Origin of the sequence: Quatrionicoccus australiensis, assembly GCF_020510425.1 — a bacterium.
Classification (GTDB): Bacteria; Pseudomonadota; Gammaproteobacteria; order Burkholderiales; family Rhodocyclaceae; genus Azonexus; species Azonexus australiensis_A.
Genome location: NZ_JAHBAH010000001.1, coordinates 3639578 through 3658747 on the forward strand (window position 1 = coordinate 3639578; position 19170 = coordinate 3658747).

The window sequence follows — 19170 nt, forward strand, 5'->3', positions numbered from 1 at the left end:
GCAAGGGCGGAATTTTAACCCGCCAGCGCCGCCGCTTCGGCCCGCAATGCGTCAATCAGGCATGCAATGTCGGAGGTGGTGTGCGCAGCGGAGACTGAAATGCGCAGCCGCGCCGTACCCTTCGGCACGGTCGGCGGGCGGATTGCCGGCGCCCACAGGCCGCGTTCCCAGAGCGCCTTGGCGAGCGCCAGTGCCGCCTCGTTTTCGCCGACGATGAGCGGCTGGATGGCGGTCGGCGAGGCCAGCAATTGCCAGCGCAGGCCGGCCAGGCCGTCGCGCAGTTGGGCGATGCGGGCGAACAGGTTGGCGCGCAGCGCTTCGCCCTGTTCGATGATGCTGAGGCTTTTGCTTAGCGCGCAGGCAATCGGTGCCGGTGCGGCGGTCGTGAAAATGTAGCTGCGCGCCCGCTGCAGCAGGTATTCGATGGCGATTTCCGAACCGGCGACGAAGGCGCCGCCAACGCCGGCCGCCTTGCCCAGCGTGCCCATGAGCAGGATGCGCTTTGCTGCCGGCAGGTTGAAATGGCTCAGGCTGCCGCGGCCCTGTGCGCCGAGCACGCCGAAGCCGTGCGCGTCGTCGATCACCAGCCAGGCGTCGAAACGTTCGGCCAGCGCGAGGAGTTGCGGCAGCGGCGCGAGATCGCCGTCCATGCTGAACACCGCGTCGCTGACGATTACCTTGGTCCTGGCTTGGCTCGCCGCCAACTGGCGTTCGAGCGCCGCCATGTCGTTGTGCGCATAGCGCTGGCTGTCGGCGCCCTGTGCCTTGGCCAGTTGCACGGCGTCGATCAGCGAGGCGTGGTTGAGCTTGTCGGCGAAGACCGCCGCGCCGCGCCCGGCCAGCGTCGGCACGATGGCGAGATTGGCCAGGTAGCCGGTGGAAAAGGTCAGGGCGCGGGGAAAGCCGACAAAGGCGGCGATGTCCTTTTCAATCTGTTCATGCGGCGCCAGGTGGCCGCTGACCAGGTGCGACGCGCCGCTGCCGGCGCCCCAGTGCAGCGCACCGTCGGCCATGGCCCGGGCGATTTCTGCGTTGCCGGCGAGGCCGAGATAATCGTTGCTGGCGAAATTGAGCATTTCCCGGCCGTCGACCGTTGCGAGCCGGCCGCAGGGCGAGGTGAGCACACGCCGGCGGCGAGTCAGGCCGGTGGCGGCGATTTCTTCGAGTTCGGTGGTGAGGCGGGTTTCGATCATGGTTTTCTTGAATGGCGGCTGGGCCGTGCCGGCTGGCGGGGCGTGGATTATACGGCTTGGCCTTGGGGCGCTTTCAGCGCAGCAGGACCAGCGTCAGGCCGGCTACGGCAATCAGGCCGACCACGAGCAGCAGGCGGCTTTGCCAATAGACGCGGCGCACCAGTTGCGCGTTCTGCTCGGCCAAGGTCTTGAGCAGTTGCGACGAGGCGAGCATTTCCTGCTGCAACCGGTCGAGTTCGCCCGCCAATTCGGCGATCCGCGCTTCCTGACCGGCCGGGCTGGAGGTGTCGCTTGTCGCGCTGGCCGAAGTACCGGTCGGCGCTTTCTTGCGGGCGACCGTTTCCCACAACTTCTTCGCGCCATCGGCAACCTTGGGCGCATTGCTGACCACGTCGGTCCAGGGAACTGCCTTGAGAATGCTTAGCCAACCGATTGCCATGGGGAGCCTTTGGTGTGATGTCTAGTAAAGCTGGTGCGAGTCAGAGTTCAATTAATTCGGAAATTATCTTTTTGACTGTTGGCTCCCCCCATTCTTTAGGGTGCTTAATCTGAACTCGCCCCCCATTTCCTATTTTCTCTGCGAGTTCAGATAGAGTTTTAGCATGACGCTCAGACCATGAGTTGTTAATTGCTATCGAATACACGTCACTTGAGCTTAATGGAATGCCGTGTTTGTGAAGCGCTTTAAACAGTTCCTTCGCTCTTGAGTCATCGAGAGGGTGAGCAAGTCCTGTCGAAACATTAACGACATGGGATAGCGTCTCTATCGCCTTTTTCAGTATTGGATTCATTCCATTTTCCTTCTCACGCAGCAATTGAGGGAAATGCGACATCTTTCATTCACACCAACCGAAACTTCTTCCTACCCGGCAGCCGATAAGTCTCAAAATCCGCCCGATCCAGCGTCCAGACATCGCAGCAGCCGGTTTTCAGGGCGGTGATGACCAGCGAGGCGTCGGCCAGGTCCATCGGGCGGTCGGCGTAGCGGGTGATCCAGTCGATGGTGCTGACCAGTTCGTCGCGGCCGAGGTTGGCGATTTCCATGCCGCCGCGCTCGATCCACTGGTAGAGCGCCACGCTGGCTTTGACCGAGCCGGCGAGGTGGGAGAATTCGGTGAGCACGGCCCAGGTGGTGAGCAGGCGGCCGCGGTAGTTCTTGAGAAATTCGCGGCAGGGCGCGTGGTGTTTGTCGCGCTGATTGGCCAGCGCGACGAGCGGCCCGGTATCGACGAGCAGCAGGTTCATACAGCGTCTGTCCGGGCGTGTTTGCGGGCGATGGCGGCCTTGACGCGGGTATTCGCTTCGCTGGCGGTGTTTTCGTCGCTTTCGATGGCGCCGAGAAAGCCGGCTTCGCAAGCCAGTTCGTAAGGCGTTTTTTCGCTTTGCTCGGCGGCAAAACGTTGTTCCAGCAATTCGATGATGACTTCGGATTTGCTGCGTCTATGCTCGACACAGTAGCGGCCCAGCGTCTGTTCAAGGCGCAAAGGAAGGCGAACGGTGGTGGTCATGGCAGGCTCCGGGAAGGTTTGTATTAACGGTAATACAAAGTGCTTCCCGGTGCAAGAAGCCTGGAGTGCTCAGGCTTTTCCGGCGAGGGCAGTGTCGAGCGCTTGTTGCGCAACCCGTCCGAGTTGCGCAATTTCCTCGTCGCTGGCCACATACGGCGGCATCAGATAAACCGTATTCCCGATCGGCCGCAGCAGCGCTTCGCGTTCCAGCGCGGCGCGGTAGAACTTGCGCGAGAAGTGCGGGTCGTCGGTGGCGACGTCGAAGGCGGCGATCATGCCGCGCAGGCGCAGGTGTCTGACTTGCGGGTGGTCGAGCAGCGGCGCCAGCGCGGCGCCGATTCTGGCCGATTTGTCGCGGTTAACCGTTAAAACGTCGTCTTTTTCGAAGATGTCGAGCGTCGCCAGCGCGGCGCGGCAGGCCAGCGGGTTGCCCGTGTAGCTGTGCGAGTGCAGGAAGGCGCGCGCCACCGAATCGTCGAGGAAGGCGTTGTAGATCGTGTCGCTGCACAGGACGATGGACAGCGGCAGGTAGCCGCCGGAGATGCCTTTCGACAGGCACATCAGGTCGGGCCGGATAGGGTTGCCATCAATATCGGCCTGTTCATGCGCGAAGAAGGTGCCGGTGCGGCCGCAGCCGACGGCGATTTCGTCGCAGATCAGGTGCACTTCGTGCTGGTCGCACAGTTGGCGGGCGAGGCGCAGGTATTCCGGGTCGTACATCGCCATGCCGGCGGCGCCCTGGATCAGTGGTTCGACGATCAGCGCGGCGGTACGTTCGCCGTTTTTCTCCAGCCAGTCGGCGAGGCCGGCGGCGGCGCGGCGGGCGACGTCGGCCGGCGTTTCGCCCGGCTCGCCCAAGCGGAAATCGGGCGAGGGCAGGACGTGTGCGGCATGACGGACGAGCGGCGCGTAGGCATCCTTGAAGATGGCGACGTCGGTGACGGCCAGCGCGCCCACCGTTTCACCGTGGTAGCTGCCGGCCAGGCAGAGGAATTCCGCCTTTTCCGGGCGGCCGACGTTGCGCCAGTAATGAAAGCTCATCTTCAGCGCGATCTCGGTCGCCGAGGCGCCGTCCGAGGCGTAGAAGGCGTGGCCGAGCGCGCCACCGGTCAACGCACTCAAACGCTCGGAAAGCTCGACCACCGGCTGGTGCGTGAAGCCGGCCAGCATGACGTGTTCGAGGGTCTCGAGTTGCTCTTTGAGCGCCGCGTTGATGCGTGGGTTGGCGTGGCCGAACAGGTTGGTCCACCACGAACTGATGCCGTCGAGGTAGCGCCTGCCGTCGAAATCGTAGAGCCAGGCGCCGCTGCCGCGGGCAATCGGGACGAGCGGCAGATGCGCCGGCGAGGCCGCGTTGGCGTGGTGCTGCATCTGCGTGCACGGATGCCAGACGGCGGCCTGGCTGCGCGCCAGCCAGTCGGAATTGGATGAATTGCTCATGGTGTCGGCGAATTCGGGCCGGCACGCCTGCGCGCGCCAGCCCGTGGGTCGGTCAATGCAGGGCTTGCGAGTTGGCGGCGGCCTGCTCGGGCATTTCGGCGTGCGCCAGTTCGGCTTCGGCGTTGGGGAAGAGTGGGGCGCCGCAGTCGTCGCAGAATTCCATCGGGAAATGATGGTCGAGGAAAAGCACATCCTTGACGCCGCATTCGCGCAGCACGGCTTCGATCTCGCCGGCGGCGTCGGTCGCTTCGTCTTCGGCGCCGAGCAGCGGCCAGACGATGCCGTGGTAGGTGTCGTCAGCATCCTTGGGGCCGAGGCCGACGCGATATTCCTCCATGCGGCGGTCGTAGCAGGGGCCGACGACGGCGCGGATGTCGGCCGGCATCAGGCCGAGCATGGTCTGCAGGAAGGCGACCGAGGCTTTCAGCGAATACGGGCGCGACAGACGGTCCGCATTGCGGCAGCCGGCGTGGTAGGCGTCAGGCAGCAGCGGTTGCCAGGCGCAGCCGGTGAGCAGCGCTTCGAGATTGGGGCTGCCCTGCTTGATCCATTCCTTGAGCGCGCCTTCCTTGCTGCCGTCCTTCTCGTTCCAGCGGAACAGCGGCTTGCCGCGCGGAATGGCGATGGCGCCGACCAGGTAACGCACGTCGGAGAGGAAGCGGTTGGTTTCCGGCATGCCGTTGCTGTCGACCGCCAGGTGCTGGCCGGCCAGCGCGGCTTCGCCGAGCGACTGGGTGAGCAGCCAGGTGTCGCAGAAACTGCGCGGCAACTGGTCCGGGCTGAACAGGAAATCGGCCAGCGCAACGCGGCTGTCGGCGCCGAAAACGTGGGCGCCCAGTTGCGTGGCGAGGGCTTCGACAGTGGCCTTGGGCACCGGGCAGGACGGGATCGAGAAGCGCGACCAGGCGAGCACCGGCGCGGTGAACAGCATGATGTCGAATTCGCTGCCCTTGGCTTCCATGCGCATGGTTTCGGCGCGCGCTTCGACCATGTCGGCGAGTTCGTCGTGGGCGCGCGGGTTGGCCTCGAATAGGCGGTCGAGCGCGGTATTGATGTCGTCCTCGGCGCCGTTCTTCAACAGGCTGTCGACCATTTCGCCGAGCTGGGCTTCCCAATAGCTGTCTTCAAGCTTGCCGCCGGATTCGGAAAGGCCGGTGGACAGACGCTGGAGTTCAGCAGCATCGCGGGAAAGACGGTCGCGCGAGCCGAAGCGGGTTCGTTTCATGGGTGTTCCAGTAAATACAAAGACAGGATTTTACCAGCCGGGCGGCGATTGGCGGCGGCCATCGCTGCCTGTGACGCTATCCGCCAGACGCGTGGCGCGCCTGATCGGCCGCAACTTGAGCGGATCGCAACAATGCTTGAGCGTTGCAGGACAGCGCTGGGCGGGCGGCGTCGGCAAACTGCGGACAGTCCCAACCCGCAAGGAGAAATAACATGCAATGCAAAAACAGCAATTTCAGCCTGTTGACCGTTCTGGCGCTGGCCGCCGGTTTGGCCCAGGCCGCCGAGTTCAAGGTGGAGAGCGCCAGCCAGATCGACGGCCGGCTACCCGCCGCGCAGTACGCCGACACGTTCGGCTGCCAGGGCGGCAACCAGTCGCCGCAGGTCAAGTGGTCCGGCGCGCCGGCCGGCACCCAAAGTTTCGTCGTCAGCATGTACGACCCCGACGCGCCGACCGGTTCCGGCTGGTGGCACTGGGTAACGGCCAACATCCCGGCCAGCGTGAACGAATTGCCGGCCGGCGCCGGCAGTGCCGGCGGCAAGCTGCCGGCCGGGGCATTGAGCATCGCCAACGACGCCAGCCAGCCCGGTTATCTCGGCGCCTGCCCGCCGGTCGGGCAGAATCACCGCTACGTCATCACCGTGCATGCGCTCAAGGTCGAAAAGCTTGATTTGCCGCCCAACGCGACGCCGGCGCTGGTCGGTTTCATGAGCTGGGCGAACGGTCTGGGCAAGGCCAGCCTGACTTTGCAGGGAGCGCGTTGAGCGTTGGGCTTACTGGCCGCTATGATGCGGCCAGCGGTCGACGCTGCCAAAATGGCAAAAACCATCGTCGGCCTTTTACCAACCAGAACGGGAACCGCATGCAACCGCGCATCCTCCATCGCCCCGGCGTCGCCACCACGGCCAGTGTGCTGCAGAAGCAGGCGCTCGAATTCAAGCGCCTGTGCATCGAGCAGCCGGTGCTGATCGTCGTCGAGCGCGGCAGCAAGACGTTGCGCCGGACGCAGGGCGAATGCGTCATCGGCGCTGGCGAGGCGGTGGCGATTGCTGGCGGCCAGACGGTGGACATCATCAACCAGCCGGCCGCGGACGGCAGCTACCGCGCTTTCTGGCTGGCTTGGGATGCCTCGTTGATCGCTGCGCACGCCGCGGCACATCCGGCGCAGCCAGTGATCCGCCAGGCCTTGCCGCTGCCGGCCCGGTCCGCCGAGTTCATGGCTGCCTTCCAGCGCGCGGTCGCTGCCGTCGAGGATGCCGACATGCCGCTCGACATTGCCCGGCACCGGGCCGCCGAAATGCTGTTGTGGATAGGTGCGCACGGCGGCAAATTTGCCCCTTTCGAGGCGTTGACCGCTGCGCTCAAGGTGCGCCGTCTGATCGGCCGCGATCTGGCGCAGGAATGGAGTGCCGCCGCCGTCGCTGCCGAGCTGGCGATGAGCGAGGCAACGCTGCGCCGGCGCCTGGCCGACGAAGAGACCAGCCTGTCGGAAATCCTGGTCGATGCGCGCCTGTCGTTTGCGCTCAACCTGCTGCAATGCAGCGCGCAGCCAGTGACGCAGATCGCCCTGCAGGTCGGCTACCAGTCGCCGTCACACTTTGCCGTGCGCTTTCGCCGGCGCTTCGGCTTCGCGCCGAGCGCCATCCGCCGGCTGGCGCTGCACGCCTGAAAGGCTTCCGGTAAGATTGGCAACATGCTGATCTTCCTCTCCCCCGCCAAGTCGCTCGACTACAAGACGCCGCCGCATGTCGCCACGCACAGCCTGCCGGCCTACCTGAAACAGTCGGAAACGCTGATCAAACAGCTGCGCAAGCTGTCGCCGGCCGACATCGCCAATTTGATGGACCTGTCCGATCCGCTGGCGCTGCTCAATTTCAACCGCTACGCCGACTGGTCGCTGCCGTTCTCCCCTGACAACGCCAAGCAGGCCGTGCTCGCCTTCGACGGCGATGTCTACGACGGTCTGAGCGCCAAGACGCTGAGCGCCGACGATCTCGACTTCGCGCAAAGCCAGGTGCGCATCCTGTCCGGCCTCTACGGCATCCTGAAACCACTCGACCTGATCCAGCCCTACCGCCTGGAAATGGGCACCAAATTTGCCAACAAGGCGGGCAAGGATCTCTACGCCTTCTGGGGTGAAACCCTGCTTGACGCGATCAATGCCGAACTCGACGCGATGCCGCATCCCGTAGCGGTCAACCTCGCTTCAGAGGAATATTTCAAGGCAGCGGTCGGGCGCAAGATCAAGGGGCAACTGATCCAGCCGGTGTTCGAGGACTGGAAGGGCGGGCGCTACAAGATCATCAGCTTCTATGCCAAACGGGCGCGCGGTCTGATGACGCGCTACGCCGTGCTCAACCGCCTGACCGATCCGGAAGGCCTGAAGGACTTTGACAGCGACGGCTACGCTTACGTGCCGGAAGCTTCCGACGACAAGAGCTGGGTGTTCCGCCGGCGTCAGGAGTAGGCCGGCCTCGCCTCAGCCAGCGAGCAGCGCCGAAGCCGCCGCCGGCTTCATGATCTGGAAAGTCAGCGTCGTGCGCCCGCGCAGCTTCAACAGCGCCTTGTCCTTGCTGACCAGTACGTCGGCGCCGCAGCGCGCCGCGAGTTCGAGGAACTTCTGGTCGTCGCGATCCTTGCAGCGCGGCAGGTGGGGTGCCTCGCCGGCCTGCACGCATTTGACCAGGCCGCTGTAGCGGGCGTAGCGGTCGACGATCATTTCCGGGGTCATTTTGAGTTGCGGATAGGTCAGTACCCGCTGCAACTCGTCGAGCGTGCGTTCATCGACAAAACACTCGATCCGCCCCGCCTCCAGCGCCGCCATGATAGGCACGGCATCGGTATTGGCCCAGTGGAAAAGGTCGAGGACGACATTGGTATCGAGGACGAAGCGCAGCATGGCGCGGATTATAAGCGCCATGCCATGGCCCCGCGCCTTGCTCAGGCGTGGAAAGTTCCGGCATAGCGATGATTTGCCCGAACAACGGACGTTTGCGCCGGAAATCCATGGCGAAGCGTTTATCGTCGAGTGCCGTTTTGACACTGCGGGCATGGCCGAGGAGCAGCCATTCCGGAATTGCTTACTTGAGCACGAAGCTGCGGCCAGTACGCTTCAGTCAGTCCTTGTGATTGCTGCTTTCAATTTTCAAAACAGGGCATCGTAGGCGGCGGTGGAAAAGCCCCTTACCCGCTGACCATTCCGTACCAGCAACGGGATGCCGCCTCTTCCCTCGGTAGTGAATGCCGCTCCGCCCTCAGCTGTATCGATATCAATTTCCTGGTAGGCGATGCCTCGTTGGTTCAAATAAGCTTTGGCTTTACGGCAGTAGCCACACCAGTTGGCAGAATACATGTAAGTGCCGGTCATCGTTGGGGCTTGGGGGGACGGCTTTTTCTGACCGACACTTTCCTGGGTTTTGGGGCGATCCGGAACCGGTGACGAGGGAAGGTTTTCAAACGAATAGATTTTTTGGACCTTGCCGGTGGATGGTGGTTGGTCGCTGTAAGTGACCTTGCCATCCCGGCTTAGCGAGCGGTAAACGTTGTCGCCAAGGGCGTTCAGGCTGGCCAGCATTCCGAGCGCAAGCACGAGCCAAAGCTTGCTGTGTCCATGTGTTTTCATAGGATTGAGGTGTGCTTCGCGGGTTGGTGGGTGAAATCGGCTTGGGTGATGATAACGCATCGACTATGACGTTGGGTTGTTGTTTGCGGGGCAGGGAATGGCTTGTTGGACGGTCTCTGCAGAAGCCGGTTTTCAACTTTGTGTCGTTGTTCACCCACGGCTCGATATTGTGTTTCGGTATTGATTCCTCTCGGTTTCTGCCAACTCGCGAAGCAGCCTTTACGCCCCGGCTTATAATGCGCCCCTTCTTTTTCTCACCCGGATTCCGCCGCATGTCCCGCATTCTTCTCGCCCCGATGGAAGGCCTCGCCGACGATTTATTGCGCGGCGTGCTGACCGATATCGGCGGCTACGACTGGGGGATTTGCGAATTCGTCCGGGTTTCCAACACGCTGTTGCCGGCCAAGACCTACGAGCGCATCTGCCCGGAGTTGCTCAATGCCAGCCGGACGGCGAGTGGTACGCCGATGCGCGTGCAGTTGCTCGGCTCCGACCCGCATTTCATGGCCGAGAATGCGCGCCGGCTGGTTTCGCTGAAGCCGGCCGGGGTCGATCTCAATTTCGGTTGCCCGGCACCAACCGTCAATCGCCATCGCGGTGGTGCGGCGCTGCTCGGCGAGCCGGAATTGCTGCATGAAATCACCGCCGCGGTGCGCGCCGTCGTACCGGTCGACATCCCGTTTACCGCCAAAATGCGGCTCGGCATCGACGACACCAGCCGGGCCGTGGAAAACGCCCAGGCACTCGCCGCTGCCGGCATCGACGAGCTGATCGTGCATGGCCGCACCAAGGCCGACGGCTACCGGCCGCCGGCGCGCTGGGCGTGGATCGACAAGGTGCGCGCCGCGATCGACATTCCGCTGATCGCCAATGGCGAAGTGTGGACCGTCGAGGATTTTCGCAATTGCCAGCAGGTCACCGGTTGCGCCGACATCATGATCGGCCGCGGTGCCGTCGCCGATCCGCTGCTCGCCCGCAAGGTGCGTGGCGAGGCCGTCGGCGGCTGGGAGGAAATCCTGCCCGGCGTCGGCAATTACTGGCTGGGCATCAAGCGCAAGGTGGTGCCTTTTCACGCCGGCGGGCGCCTCAAGCAATGGCTGGCGATGTTGCGCCGCAATTATCCCGAGGCTGAGGTGCTTTATCAGCTGTTGCGCCCGATCAAGGCAGCCGAAGATATCGAGGCGGCGCTGCTCGCCGCCGGCATCCTGAGCCCGGAGCGACTCGCGGCATGAACGAAGGCAACTCGCGTTTCATCAGCAGCGCCCAGGACGGCCCGCATCGCGACCTGGAAGCGCTGGTCCGCCGGCATCTGGCGCATCCGTTCAGGAAGCCGGTCGCCGATTACAACCGTGAGGCGTTTGCCGCTGCCCTGGCTGCCTGGGAGCAGTTCGGCCGCAGCGCGCCGCTGATTCTCGATGCCGGCTGCGGCGTCGGCTGGAGCACGCTGAACATCGCGCAGCAGTTTCCCGAGCATTTTGTTTTTGGCGTCGATCAGTCGGTCGACCGCCTGAGTCGCGGCAAACCCATGGAAATGCCGGCCAACGCCGTGCTGATCCGCGCCGACCTGGTCGACTTCTGGCGCCTGCTCGGCGAAAACGGCATCCGTCTGGCGCGGCATTACAACCTCTACCCGAACCCGTGGCCGAAGATCGGCCACCTGGCGCGGCGCTGGCAGGGGCACGCTGTTTTCCCCGTATGGAAAGAGTTGGGCGGCGTGCTCGAATGCCGCAGCAACTGGCACATCTACATCGAGGAAATGGCGCTCGCGCTGGGCTGGCTGAGCGGCCAGCCGGTGGCGGCCGAAGCCTATGTGACGGACGCGCCGATGACACCTTTCGAGAAGAAATACCTCGCTTCCGGCCACGCGCTGTGGCGTTGCCGGGTCGATCTCGGATGAGCGTCTGCCAGAGCTGCGGCGCCTGCTGCGTCAGTTTTCGTGTTGATTTCCATCCGGCCGAACTGGCCGGCGGCGCCTTCGCCTGGGGCGAGGGCGTACCGCTCGAAATGACGCTGCCGGTCACCCCCAACATCGTGCGCATGCGCGGCACCGACGACGCGCCACCGCGCTGCATCGCGCTCGCCGGCCAGGTCGGCGAAGCGGTAAATTGCACGATTTACGACGGTAGACCGTCGCCGTGCCGCGAATTTGACACGGAGCACGCGGCCTGCAATAGGGCGCGCCAGCGTTGCGGGCTGGCGGCGCTTTGAGGTTTTTTACCCTGGTGGTTTTTGGTTTCTTGCCAGCGAGTCCGGGGGGCGAGAGAGCTGTCGCGGAGGCAAGGCGAGGTCTTTGACGGGTGTCGGTTAAGAGTGGCTAACAACACGTGTATGCTGTTGTCTTTGCCTTGGAGGGACTATGGATAAATGGATTCTTCTTGTGCTTAGTGCTCTATCCGTATTTTTCAACATTCAGTTTGCTCAATGGATTGGCTTAATACGTAACTACTCGGAAGGCGAGACTGAGAGGTTAGTTGGATTGAATGGGAAGAAAGAACTGCCACCAGAAGAAAGGGGTTCTGGTAGTCGTTTCGTAATTGCAGACGCGCAGAGATTTGTTGTTCTTTTGTTCATATGCTCGCTAGCAATTTCTGGCCGTTTGATTTTTGATACCTTCAAGGCCTTTTTTTTGTAGTGAGTTTTATCCGCTTGGGACAAGGAACCGCCGCTCAACTTGGCCCCGTCGATTTGATGATTCCCCCGCTCGCCAACCCCGTGATTCAGCAGGCGCCTTGAAGCACCGGTACAGCCCGTTGCAATCGGTTACTTGAAAACGCCCGGGGCCGCCCGTATCTTCCTGCTGTGGTCGCACGATTTAATTGCCGACCCACCTTTCATCCACCCAGCCAGCGCCAGGCATCCTGCGCCGGCAAGCCTCAGGTAACCATGATCACCATCCAGACCAGTTCGCTGAATCCTCTCCAGAAAGTTGTTGCCACGCTGCTTGGTCTTGCGACGCTGGTGCTAGGCGTGATGTTTTCCGTCGTACTGATTCCGGTCGTGGCCTTGCTCGGAGCCATTGGCGTCGGTTATTTCTGGTGGAAGACGCGGGCGCTGCGCAAGGCGATGGCGGATATCCGCAGCCAGCGCGACGCGGACATCATCGAGGGCGAAGCGGTGGTCGTGCGTGAATACCGGGAAGTCCGCCGCCTCGAGAGCTGATCAGTTCTTGCCCTGCTGCACTTCGGCGTGGCGCGGGCAACTGGTCAGGTGGTCGTTGACCATGCCGCAGGACTGCATGAAGGCGTAGCAGATGGTCGAGCCGACGAACTTGAAGCCGGCCTTGGCGAGCGCCTTGCTCATTGCATCCGATTCCGGGGTGCGCGCGGGCACCTCGCTCAGCGCCGACCGGTGATTCTGGATCGGCTGGCCGCCGACAAAACTCCACAGGAAGTCTGAAAAGCTTTGCCCGTCGGCGCTCAGTGCCAGGAAGGCCTGCGCGTTGCGGATCGCGGCGGCGACCTTGAGGCGGTTGCGCACGATGCCGGGATCGGCGAGCAGGGCGGCGACCTTGGCGTCGTCGTAGGCAGCAATTTTGACCGGGTCGAAGTCGTCGAAGACGCGCCGGTAGTGTTCGCGCTTTTTCAGGATGGTCGCCCACGACAGGCCGGCTTGCGCGCCTTCGAGCAGCAATAGTCCGAACAGCGCCTGGTCGTCGCGTAGCGGCACGCCCCATTCCTGGTCGTGATATTGGCGGTAGAGGTCAAAACCTTCACACCAGGGACAACGTTGCATGGTTTCGCCTCCGTGATTTTTGCCTGTTTTCGGCCGTCGACCGCTGGCCGGCGTTTTTAGCGTCGCGTCTTGACCAGCCATTTGACCAGCGTTTCGAACAGGCACTGCGGGTCGACCGGTTTGCCGATGTGGTCGTTCATCCCGGCATCGAGGCAGAGTTGGCGATCCTCGCTGAAGGCGTTGGCTGTCATGGCGAGAATGGGAACCTGTTCGTATCCGGGAATGGCGCGGATCTCGCGCGTTGCTTCCATGCCGTTCATGACCGGCATCTGGATGTCCATCAGGATCAGTGCGTAGTCGCCGGCTGCGGCCAGTGCGACGGCTTCGCCGCCGTTGCCGGCGATGTCGACGTGCAGGCCGGCATCTTCGAGCAACTCGCGAGAGACTTCCTGGTTGATCGGTTCATCTTCGGCGAGGAGGATACGGCGGCCGGCAAACTCTTTGCGCAGTCGCGCCTCGGCGGTACCTTGGCTGGCAAGGTTGTCGTCCGCCAAACCGGCTGGCGTATTGCCGAGGCGGAGGGTGAACCAGAAGGTGCTGCCTTGCCCCGGCGTGCTGACGACGCCCATTTCGCCGCCCATCATCTCGACCAGGCGTTTGCTGATCGCCAGGCCGAGGCCGGTGCCACCGTATTTGCGGGTCGTCGAGCCATCGGCCTGTTCGAAGGCGGTGAACAGGCGGTCCAGATCACGGGCGGCAATGCCGATGCCGGTATCGCGGATGATAAAACGCAGAACGGTACTGTCCAGGTGGCGCTCCTGTGTTTCGACCGTGGCGCTGACCGAGCCGCTGGCGGTGAACTTGACGGCATTGCCGAGCAGGTTGAGCAGAACCTGGCGAATGCGCTGCGGGTCGCCCAGAAATTGCTCGCCTGCCAGTTCCGGGGCGAGTCCGATATGCAATTGCAGGCCTTTGCCCGCGGCTTCGTTGGCGATCAGCCCCCTGACTTCGTCGAGTACCTCGTCCGATGTGAAGCGGATGCTCTCCAGTCCCATGCGTCCGGCTTCGATCTTGGAGAGATCGAGAATGTCGTTGATGATGTCGAGCAGGTGTCGCGATGCCTGCTTGACCTTGCCCAGCTGGTCCAGTTGTTTCGGATCGCTGCTGCGGCGCATGACCAGGTCGGTCATGCCCATGATGGCGTTCATCGGCGTGCGCAGTTCGTGGCTCATGTTGGCCAGGAAAGTGCTCTTGGCGCGGTTGGCCGCTTCTGCCTGGTCCTTGGCGACGAGCAGCGCGGCGGTGCGCTCGGCAACCAGCGATTCGAGGTGGGTACGATGCTTTTCGAGCTCTGTTGCAGTGGCCTTCTGCTCGGTAATGTCGACGCAGAAGCCGATGTAGCCGAGGAAGGTGCCATGACTGTCGTGGCGCGGGGTGCCGTCGTCGCGCAGCCAGCGATACGAGCCGTCGGTGTGGCGCAGGCGGTACTCCATGCTGAATGCCCGGTGTTGTTCAAAGGCGTCGGCATAGGTTTGCAGGCAGGCGGCCAAGTCGTCCGGGTGCACGCCTTCCGCCCAGCCGTTGCCATATTCCTGTTCGAGTGTGCGTCCGGTGAAGCGCAGCCAGGGTTCGTTGAAGTAATTGCACAGCATGTCGAGGCCCGAGGCCCAGATCAGGGTCGAGCCGCCGTTGGCGAGGTTGCGGAAATGCTGCTCGCTCTCGCGCAACATGATTTCTGCCTGCTTTTGCGCGCTGATGTCGCGATATTCGATGACCCGGACAGGACGCTCGCGATAGGTGCTGTTCTTGCCCTTGATGATCAGGGGGTAGCGCGAGCCGTCCTTGCGCAGGCCGGTGATTTCGTATTCCTGGTCATAACCGTTCCGGATGTTGCTTTTGACCAGGGCGAGCGACTCTTCTGCAATCAACAGGTAGCCGTTCATGCCGACCAGTTCTTCCCGGCTGTAGCCGGTGATGTCGGAAAGTCCCTTGTTGCATTCGAGGATGATGCCTCGTTCGTGAATGAAGATGCCGCCGTTTGAGGCGTCGCTCAGCGCCTTGTAGCGTTCTTCGCTTTCCTTGAGCGTGAGGCGCGTGCTGGCCAGACGCCGGTTCAGACGATGCAGGTGGAAGCTGCCGAGCAAGGCGGCGCCGAGGATGCAAAGCAGGCCGATCAGGGTCGGTGTTATCCATGCCGGAACGCGTTGCGGAGCAGGGTCGTAGATAAAGCCATCGAGGCTATAGCCGGCCTTGGCCAGGCCGGCTTTGACGAAGGTGTCGGCCATGTGCTGCCAGCGGCCGGGGTTCATGTGGCCGATCTCGATCAGATCGGGGAAGATCAGCTTGCGCATCTCCGCCGCTTCGAATTGCAGGTGGTCGCGTGTTTTGTCGACGTGGTAGCGCTCGATCAGCAGGTCGATGATTTCGTCAGGGTGATCCATCGCATAGCGCCAGCCCTTGAGCGTTGCCCGGCGCATCGCGGCGACGCGCTCGGGATGCTCGCGCAGTTCGTTTTCCGAGGTGAACAGGATGTCGCTGTAGAAATCGATGCGGTAGCTGCCGGGATCGATGATCTTGTAGGGAATGCCGTGCTGCTGCAGGAAATACGGTTCGTTGGTCAGATAGGAGTTGAAGGCGGCGACCTTGCCGCTGATCAGGTCGTCGAGCTGGTAACTGCTCGGGATGATGTCCAGTTGCGAGAGGGCGACGCCTTCGCTGAGAAACATCGAAATGAAGTCGGCGTCCTCGGTCATGTTCATCAGCATGACTTTCTTGCCGATCAGGTCGTGTACCGAGCCGAGGTTCGAACTGGCCAGGGTCAGCAGCACCGAGGGCGAGTGCTGGAAGATCGCGGCCAGCGCGACGAGCGGTTTGCCCTGCAGGCGCTGGTAGAGGAGTTCGCTGTTGCCTTCGGCATACAGGGCCCGCCCGGCCAGTACCTCGGGGACAGGCTGGTGCTGCGGGTCGCCGGCATGCAGCCTGACGTCGAGGCCTTCTTCCCGGTAATAACCTTTTTCCAGCGCGGCATAGTAACCGGCAAACTGGAACTGGTGATGCCAGCGCAACTGCAGGTCTACGACCTGCGTCTGGGCGAAGGATGCGGTCGCCCAGGCGAGCAGCAGGAGCAGCGTCCAGAACGATCTGGTGTGATTGACGAGTAATTGGTGGCGCTGCTGCATGGTGTTGTCCGGCACATGCTGCATGCCACTGGTGGATATTGGGGTCAGAGGAATATTACGTTGCCTTGGTACGGAAAGACAATTGCGTCCGCGCCGGGCAAGGTATTCCTGTCCACGCTTTTTCAACGCCGTTCCCAGATCGTCACTTCGGCCAGCGTGTGCTGGAACTTGCGTTTTGTCTCGCGGATCACGAAGGGCACTTCAAGCGGCCCGCTGACCAGTCGGAAATGCTCGCCGAGCATGGCTTTCAGACCGTCCAGCGTGGTCACGTTCTCGCCGTCCTGCTTGAAGCCGCCGATCCACTCTTCGCGCCGGGTGTGTTCTTCCAGCCAGGTGTAGGGCGAGGTCAGTATGAGCAGGCCGCCCGGGTTGAGGCGCTCGTGCACGCTTTCCAGGAAGCGGGCCGGACTGTACAGGCGGTCGATCAGGTTGGCGGCGAGGATCAGGTCGTAGCCGGTGAAGATGGGCTTGAGGTTGCAGGCGTCGCCCTGGAAGAATTCGACCTTGCCGGCAAAGTTTGCGAGGCCGTGCTCGGCCAGGCTGCATTCCTTGTGGCTGAGCAGTTCGCCTTCGTCGACCAGGGTGTAGCCGAGCCGGCCTTGGTCGATGAGTTGCGTGCCGATGCCGATGAAACGGGCCGAGAAATCGATGCCGGTGACTTGTGCGAAATGGCGCGCCAGTTCGAAGCTGGCGCGGCCGGTGGCGCAGCCGAGGTCGAGGGCCTTGCCGGCCGGCTTGTTGCCCATCGCGCTGATCGCCATGCGGGCCAGGGTCTGCGGGAAGTTGGGTACGCCGTAGTATTCGGCGCCGTAGTGGAATTCGATGTACTCGGATACCAGGTGGTCGGTTTCGTAATGCGAGGCCGGGCGGCCGGCCGGCGCGTCGCTGACGACATAGCGGAAACCGGCATGCTGGAAGAAGTGGCGGCGGAAGGCGTAGCGCGCGACCGGCGCCGCTTCGTTGCCGCAGGAAATCCACGAGCCGCCCTTGATCAGGTTGTGGCGGTCGTCGAAGGTCGGCGTCGTGAAATCGTCGTAGCAGGGATGGACCTCGAAACCGGGGAAGGGATAGATGGGCGTTTCCAGCCATTGCCAGACGTTGCCGATCACATCGAAGAGCGGGCCGTGTGCGTAGCGGTCGACCGCGCAACTGGAGGCAAAATGCGCCAGTCCGAGATTGGCGTCCGGGCCGTCGCCGGGCAGGTCGGGGATGCTGGCGAACAGGCGCAGCGCCTGCCATTCGTCTTCGGTCGGCAGACGTACCGGCTGGTTGGTCTGGCGGGCCAGCCAGTTGCAGAACGCCTTGGCCTCGTGCTGGTTGGTTTCGACCGGCCAGTTCCAGGGCATCGGCACTTCTTCGAGCATCAGGCGCAGGCGCCACTGGCGGCCCTGGCGGATCCAGAAGCTTGGCTGTTCCGCCCTGGCGAATGCCTTCCAGGCGCGGCCTTCCTCCGTCCACAGCGCGTCGTCGGCGTAGCCGCCGGCGTCGACGAAGGCGAGGAATTCCTGGTTGGAGACGAGATGGCGGCTGGCCTGGAAGTTACCGGTCGACGCCGGATGCCGGCCGAATTCGTTGTCCCAGCCGTAGATTTGCGGTTCGCTGCGGTCGCGGCCAAGGCGGAAGCTGGCGGCGGGAATATCGACCAGGGTGTTTTGTGGCGCCAGGCTGCTTTCGCGGCAGGGTTCCCAGGCCGGGTGCGGCTGCACGTAGTCGAGTCGGTGCTGGCGGATCAGCACCGACGAGGTTTCGAGATGAATGCGTTCGTGCTCGATGCCCATCAGGATCACCCACCACGGGTTGTCCCAGTTGATCGGCAGGCTGAGCGTTTGCGTCCGGATCAGGCAGTCGACCGCCTGGCGCACCTGCTTGCGGTAGGCGCGCACCGCGTCGACGGTCGGCCAGTCGTAACGCGCGTCGTTGAGGTCGTCCCAGCTCATTTCATCGACGCCGATGGCGAACATCGACTCGAATTGCGGGTTGATGCGTTCTTCAAGCAGGCCGGCCAGCACCAGCTTGTTGATGAAGAAGGTCGCGGTGTGGCCGAAGTAGAAGATCAGCGGATGGCGCAGCGCGATCGGCTTGACGGTGTAGGCCGCGTCGTCCTTGAGCACCTCGAACAGTTGCTCGTAGCGGTCGAAGGTGGCGTGAAAGTAAGCGAGGATCTGCTGCCGCATCTGCTCGGCATCGCTACCGGTCAACCGCGGCGTTTGGGGAAAAATGGGCTGGGACATACGATTTCCGGATGAATTCGTGGGTTGATTCACAGGGGCGACAGGGTGGCGACGACCTTGCCCGGTTCGATGCGCACCGAGCGCAGCAGCCAGCGCGCCGCCAGTTCCTGGGCATTGCCGTTTTCGCGCAGGGTGTAGACCGGCTTGCTGCGAAAGTAGGTGATGATCAGCGAATTGATCACGCGGCGGGCGGAGGCTTCCGACTCGCGGGGCAGGGCCATGGATTCGACCGTATCGATGACGGGATTTTCCAGGAAGAAGGCTTTGGCGTTGTCGTCGTAGCGGATGCCGGCGTTGCCGGTGACATCGACCGGGATCGCCGGGTTGCCCAGCAGGGCGATATTGACGCGGGCGCTGATGCCGACGCGGTTTTCCGGTGTGCCGAGCACGATGTGCGGCGCTTCGGCCAGCGCCACCGTCATCAGGCCGCCGTAATTGCGCGGCTGGCTGCCCGATTTGGCCAGTGCATTCTGGATCTGCACTTCGGAGAAGGCAATTTCCCGATCGAGAAAGCCGGCCAGTGCGCTCGAGGCATAGCCGAGCAGGGCGGCGAGAAGAAAAGCGGCGGTTTTCTGTTTCATGAATGGGCTGGGTAGCACAAAGTCACAGTCTAGCAGGGCGTGCGGACGAACTGTATTTATCCCCGTTCTGGTCGGGCAAGTCTGTGGATAAGCTCTGGACAGGTCAGCTAATGCCTTGTCTTGCAAGGGGAAAAAGGCGCTGCCTAAAATATGGGCGATTAGGCGGTGGGCTGATTGATCTGAATCCGAGATGGCAGCTATCGCAATAATTCAATTTACGCGAATTTTTACGTTGGCTAAGCTCAAGTTCCCAAGCTGAGAAAGAAGCCCATGCCCTACGTCAATATCAAGATTACCCGTGAAGGCGCAACGCCTGAGCAAAAGGCCGAACTGATCGCCGGCGTCACCGACTTGCTGCGCGATGTGCTGGGCAAGAACCCTCAGACCACGGTCGTCGTCATCGACGAAGTGGATACCGACAACTGGGGTATCGGCGGCGAAAGCGTGACCCGGCGCCGTCTGCGCGGCAGTTGAGTGTTTTTGCGGTGCACTGGGGATAAACAACACTTATCCCCGTTC

22 protein-coding genes are annotated in these 19170 nt (G+C 62.7%); 9 read left to right on the plus strand and 13 right to left on the minus strand.

The genetic code is table 11. From position 1 onward, the window contains the following. Positions 1-14 precede the first annotated feature (14 nt). The 7 genes from bioF to KIG99_RS17385 form a co-directional block, all read right to left on the minus strand. Positions 15-1193, minus strand: a complete 1179-nt coding sequence (gene bioF / locus KIG99_RS17355) for an 8-amino-7-oxononanoate synthase (protein ID WP_226461294.1) — start codon at positions 1191-1193, stop codon at positions 15-17. A gap of 73 nt (positions 1194-1266) precedes the next feature. Then, positions 1267-1632 carry a hypothetical protein gene (locus KIG99_RS17360; RefSeq protein ID WP_226461295.1) on the minus strand — a complete coding sequence of 122 codons (366 nt, stop codon included), beginning with the start codon at positions 1630-1632 and terminating at the stop codon, positions 1267-1269. 40 nt (positions 1633-1672) lie between these two features. Then, entirely contained in the window at positions 1673-1984 is a 312-nt protein-coding gene (locus KIG99_RS17365; protein ID WP_226461296.1) for a DUF1889 family protein, read from the minus strand. A 49-nt stretch (positions 1985-2033) separates the two neighbouring features. Next, positions 2034-2438, minus strand: coding sequence for a type II toxin-antitoxin system VapC family toxin (locus KIG99_RS17370; protein ID WP_226461297.1), 405 nt, complete (start codon positions 2436-2438; stop codon positions 2034-2036). Then, on the minus strand, positions 2435-2701 hold the full coding sequence (locus tag KIG99_RS17375) for a hypothetical protein (RefSeq protein WP_226461298.1): 267 nt from the start codon (positions 2699-2701) through the stop codon (positions 2435-2437). The genes KIG99_RS17370 and KIG99_RS17375 overlap by 4 nt, the downstream gene beginning before the upstream one ends. 69 nt (positions 2702-2770) lie before the next feature. Continuing rightward, positions 2771-4141 carry an adenosylmethionine--8-amino-7-oxononanoate transaminase gene (gene bioA, locus KIG99_RS17380; protein ID WP_226461299.1) on the minus strand — a complete coding sequence of 457 codons (1371 nt, stop codon included), beginning with the start codon at positions 4139-4141 and terminating at the stop codon, positions 2771-2773. A 52-nt stretch (positions 4142-4193) separates the two neighbouring features. Continuing rightward, complete coding sequence (locus tag KIG99_RS17385) at positions 4194-5366, minus strand: DUF2863 family protein (RefSeq protein ID WP_226461300.1); 1173 nt, start codon at positions 5364-5366, stop codon at positions 4194-4196. A gap of 212 nt (positions 5367-5578) precedes the next feature. Here KIG99_RS17385 and KIG99_RS17390 point away from each other — a divergent pair, with 212 nt between their 5' ends. The 3 genes from KIG99_RS17390 (at position 5579) to yaaA (ending at position 7833) form a co-directional block, all read left to right on the plus strand. Beyond that, positions 5579-6130 (plus strand): YbhB/YbcL family Raf kinase inhibitor-like protein, encoded by a 552-nt coding sequence (locus KIG99_RS17390; RefSeq protein ID WP_226461301.1) that lies wholly within the window; start codon positions 5579-5581, stop codon positions 6128-6130. 98 nt (positions 6131-6228) lie between these two features. Then, entirely contained in the window at positions 6229-7035 is an 807-nt protein-coding gene (locus KIG99_RS17395) for an AraC family transcriptional regulator (protein WP_226461302.1), read from the plus strand. Positions 7036-7059: 24 nt separating this feature from the next. Then, a complete protein-coding gene (yaaA, locus tag KIG99_RS17400; RefSeq protein WP_226461303.1) occupies positions 7060-7833 on the plus strand; it encodes a peroxide stress protein YaaA in 774 nt (257 codons plus the stop codon). Positions 7834-7845: 12 nt separating this feature from the next. On the opposite strand, the gene KIG99_RS17405 is transcribed toward yaaA, so the two are convergent. Continuing rightward, positions 7846-8286, minus strand: coding sequence for a putative toxin-antitoxin system toxin component, PIN family (locus tag KIG99_RS17405; protein ID WP_226461304.1), 441 nt, complete (start codon positions 8284-8286; stop codon positions 7846-7848). Between the two features lie 225 nt (positions 8287-8511). Next, complete coding sequence (locus KIG99_RS17410) at positions 8512-8988, minus strand: glutaredoxin family protein (protein WP_226461305.1); 477 nt, start codon at positions 8986-8988, stop codon at positions 8512-8514. Between the two features lie 272 nt (positions 8989-9260). Here KIG99_RS17410 and KIG99_RS17415 point away from each other — a divergent pair, with 272 nt between their 5' ends. The 5 genes from KIG99_RS17415 (at position 9261) to KIG99_RS17435 (ending at position 12147) form a co-directional block, all read left to right on the plus strand. Beyond that, entirely contained in the window at positions 9261-10220 is a 960-nt protein-coding gene (locus tag KIG99_RS17415; RefSeq protein WP_226461306.1) for a tRNA dihydrouridine synthase, read from the plus strand. Then, the gene (gene trmB / locus KIG99_RS17420; RefSeq protein ID WP_226461307.1) at positions 10217-10885 is read left to right on the plus strand and encodes a tRNA (guanine(46)-N(7))-methyltransferase TrmB; all 669 of its coding nucleotides are present in this window, start codon (positions 10217-10219) and stop codon (positions 10883-10885) included. Before KIG99_RS17415 ends, trmB begins: the two co-directional genes overlap by 4 nt. Then, positions 10882-11196: a YkgJ family cysteine cluster protein gene (locus KIG99_RS17425; protein ID WP_226461308.1), complete on the plus strand. Its 315-nt coding sequence runs from the start codon at positions 10882-10884 to the stop codon at positions 11194-11196. The genes trmB and KIG99_RS17425 overlap by 4 nt, the downstream gene beginning before the upstream one ends. A gap of 148 nt (positions 11197-11344) precedes the next feature. After that, complete coding sequence (locus KIG99_RS17430) at positions 11345-11620, plus strand: hypothetical protein (RefSeq protein ID WP_226461309.1); 276 nt, start codon at positions 11345-11347, stop codon at positions 11618-11620. Between the two features lie 251 nt (positions 11621-11871). Then, entirely contained in the window at positions 11872-12147 is a 276-nt protein-coding gene (locus KIG99_RS17435) for a hypothetical protein (protein ID WP_226461310.1), read from the plus strand. Here KIG99_RS17435 and KIG99_RS17440 read toward each other — a convergent pair whose 3' ends face one another. From KIG99_RS17440 to KIG99_RS17455, 4 genes are all read right to left on the minus strand, one after another. Then, a complete protein-coding gene (locus KIG99_RS17440; RefSeq protein ID WP_226461311.1) occupies positions 12148-12720 on the minus strand; it encodes a DNA-3-methyladenine glycosylase I in 573 nt (190 codons plus the stop codon). Between the two features lie 56 nt (positions 12721-12776). After that, positions 12777-15839, minus strand: a complete 3063-nt coding sequence (locus tag KIG99_RS17445) for an ABC transporter substrate-binding protein (protein WP_226461312.1) — start codon at positions 15837-15839, stop codon at positions 12777-12779. A gap of 122 nt (positions 15840-15961) precedes the next feature. Beyond that, on the minus strand, positions 15962-18070 hold the full coding sequence (gene ovoA, locus KIG99_RS17450) for a 5-histidylcysteine sulfoxide synthase (protein WP_226461313.1): 2109 nt from the start codon (positions 18068-18070) through the stop codon (positions 15962-15964). A 29-nt stretch (positions 18071-18099) separates the two neighbouring features. Beyond that, positions 18100-18651: a DUF1439 domain-containing protein gene (locus KIG99_RS17455; protein ID WP_226461314.1), complete on the minus strand. Its 552-nt coding sequence runs from the start codon at positions 18649-18651 to the stop codon at positions 18100-18102. Between the two features lie 270 nt (positions 18652-18921). On the opposite strand from KIG99_RS17455, the gene KIG99_RS17460 reads away from it, so the two are divergent. Continuing rightward, positions 18922-19125 (plus strand): tautomerase family protein, encoded by a 204-nt coding sequence (locus tag KIG99_RS17460; RefSeq protein ID WP_226443210.1) that lies wholly within the window; start codon positions 18922-18924, stop codon positions 19123-19125. The last annotated feature ends 45 nt before the right edge of the window (positions 19126-19170 follow it).